This window comes from Bacillus sp. Xin1 (genome assembly GCF_013314535.1).
Lineage (GTDB): Bacteria > Bacillota > Bacilli > Bacillales > Bacillaceae_G > Bacillus_A.
Genome location: NZ_JABUAE010000110.1, coordinates 1 through 2,821, shown reverse-complemented (window position 1 = coordinate 2,821; position 2,821 = coordinate 1). Strand labels below are relative to the sequence as shown.

Sequence of the window (2,821 nt, the reverse complement as noted above, 5' to 3'; positions counted from 1 at the left end):
CCCTAATGATTGAGCCATACCGGATAGTTCTGCAGCTTCCTGAATATTTTTGGTACGTAAACTAAAAAACATCATTGCTAAGCTAAAGGCAACTCCAACTCCAATCATGATAATCCACAAAGGAATAAGAAGTGGGCCTCCATATAGAATTCCCAATAAACCTGCAATAAGCAAAATAACTGAAATACTTACTAACACGTGTTGCTTTCCTAAACGCCCAGCTAAAATAGAGACAATAAATGTAACAGGAAGCATAGAAAGTTGCATTAAAGATAACATCCATCCTCCTTCATTAATGCCTAACCCTTTTGATTCAAGTATTTCAGGAAGCCATGCAATCACTGTATAAAAGATTAAGGATTGAGCCCCCATAAACAATGTTACGTTCCACGCTAGCTTAGAACGCCACAAGTTGATGGAAATTTCTTTCTTTTCTGTTTGTAAAAAGTCCATAGATTTGTGGTAATTCCGTAATTGTGGTAGCCAAAAGAAAATAGTGAGAAGAGATAAGGTTCCCCAGCATCCGAGGGATCCTGACCATCCTAAACCTAACGACGAAGAAATGGGGATACTTATTCCAGATCCAATAGCTCCAAATAAATTCATAGAAACAGCATAAATGCCTGTCATCATACCTATATTTTGTGCAAAGTTATGTTTAATAAGGCTCGGTAATAATACATTACCAATTGCAATCGATGAACCAATTAAAACAGTTCCTATAAATAACGTTCCTACTCCACCAAGAGAACGTATTCCAATTCCAACTATTAATAAGATTAAGGAAATAAATAGCGTAAATTCCATGCTAAAACGACGAGTTAACTTAGGAGCAAATGGGGATAAAAATGCGAATGTAAGTAACGGTACTGTAGTAATAGTCCCTGCTAATGTATTAGATATACCCAAACTATCACGAATAGAAGATAATAGTGGGCCTACTGATGTTATTGGGGCTCTGAGATTTGCTCCAATTAAAATAACACCTGCAATAAGTAATCCTCTTTTAGTCTTTATATCCAGTTTTTGTTTTTCCATTTGATGTAAAATGCTCATGATAGCTATAGACCCTCCATATTGTTTAGTAATGGTATCCGCAAGCAGAAAGAATAATTGAATTATTTTTTCTGCTTGGCGATTACCTTAGGACTTTTTCATTAAAATGAGGAAACCCGTGAAATAGTACTATTACCGAATAGGAGAACGACAAGTACCTACTTTTATGCCTAGAGAATTGTAGTGATTCTTAATGTTTATAACAGCTTGACCACTTGTAACCTTATTAATTAATTGGTTTATTTTTCGAAGGTCCACTGGTTTATTCGTTAATAAGTCATTGAAAATTTGTTGAATTTCTTTTGGATAAACATTTCCTACCATACTAGAAAGTCCATTACACCCATTCATTATCTTTTCTATAAGGTTTACATCTCCCCCAGCAAACATGATAAATTCATCTGGTAAAGTTGTATTTTCATGACGTTTAGCATCACTCTCTTCTTTCATGCCTACCAGATTGGAGTGCTTCTGATTAATAAGAGTACTAAATGACTCAGCGCTTAGCTCAAAACCTGTTCGAAAAGGATTGTTATAAAGTACAACATTTTTTGTGGTATGCTGCAATAACTCATTAATATAAGAAATAGCCTGTTCTTGCGTCGGCTGAATGTATGGAGGGAACTGAATTAGAATGGAATCGAAAACAGACTCCTCAAGTTTTTTAATCAATCTTATTGCATTTTTTGTTGTTGTAGTTGATACACCAAACATAAGTTCAACATGTTTAAAGTTTTGTTGGTTAAAATAATCGATAATTTGGATTCGCTCTTCAATACTCATTGAATTTTGTTCACCTGTAGTAGCAGATACAAGAAGAGACTCTATTCCGTTACCTGTTAAGTACTCAACAATAGAATTAAAGCCTTCTAAATACAAACTCTCATCATCTTGAAAGGGGGTTGGAATAGCTACATTTAAATTTTTCATCTGTTTTATCCTCCAGCATTGATATATATAGAAAGAACTATTTTGTATGTGAGATCAAATATAAAAAGTACTAGTTAATACCTTCTATTTTTTCTCTGTCTGTATATTTTGTTTTAAGACGTGGCGGGGAGTACTCCCTATGGGTTCTTCTAAAAACCATGTGCCCATTGAAGTAAGGACCGGCACATCCTGAAAAGTGAAAAGGATCGCATCCTCTGTTTCTGAAGTATTGCAATGCTCATGAGCAGACCATGGAGGAGCTAGGAATAAATCACCTTTTTCCCATTCTATTTTCTCTCCATCTACAATACTAAAACCCTCTCCCTGAAATACTAGGTTTAAAGCCACATTCGTATGACGATGAGCCTTATTATGCTCACCAGGTTTGAAAATTTGTACTACTACATTCATTGTTGAGGAAGTGCCATATGCACCTCCAGTATCCTTATGAATGAGGGATAAAGTTCCACGTCCACTTTCAAGAAAATCTTCTGATACAGATTCATTAAGCAAGGGATAAATATCTTTCCATTTCCAAGAACATGCTCGAATGGCAGGCTTCCTACTCTTTTTTAGAAACTCGCTATAATTGACAATATCTGTTCTTTGATTACTCATCCTATTAACCTCCTCAAAATTTTACACAGTTGAAAGATTTTTAACTTTTGGAACTACAAATTTTAATAAGATTTTAGCCTTCTGTGTAAATACTAGTCTAAGATACTTCAATCAATAGAACAATTTGATTATTTATATAATAACTATAGTTTTAACCTATGATATAATTTGGGTTCCGGTGCAAAAACTTCAAGATAAATGCAAGTAATCTCTAAAT

The 2,821-nt window shown here is 34.5% G+C and carries 3 protein-coding genes; all 3 read right to left on the bottom strand.

Annotated features, from left to right (window positions below; translation table 11 throughout):
- Positions 1-1,056 (bottom strand): CynX/NimT family MFS transporter (locus tag HRG09_RS27835; RefSeq protein WP_174104034.1); only part of this gene is annotated, 1,056 nt, incomplete at its 3' end.
- A gap of 132 nt (positions 1,057-1,188) precedes the next feature.
- Positions 1,189-1,986, bottom strand: a complete 798-nt coding sequence (locus tag HRG09_RS27830) for a dihydrodipicolinate synthase family protein (protein ID WP_174104033.1) — start codon at positions 1,984-1,986, stop codon at positions 1,189-1,191.
- A gap of 84 nt (positions 1,987-2,070) precedes the next feature.
- Positions 2,071-2,604: a cupin domain-containing protein gene (locus HRG09_RS27825; protein ID WP_174104032.1), complete on the bottom strand. Its 534-nt coding sequence runs from the start codon at positions 2,602-2,604 to the stop codon at positions 2,071-2,073.
- Between the last annotated feature and the right edge of the window lie 217 nt (positions 2,605-2,821).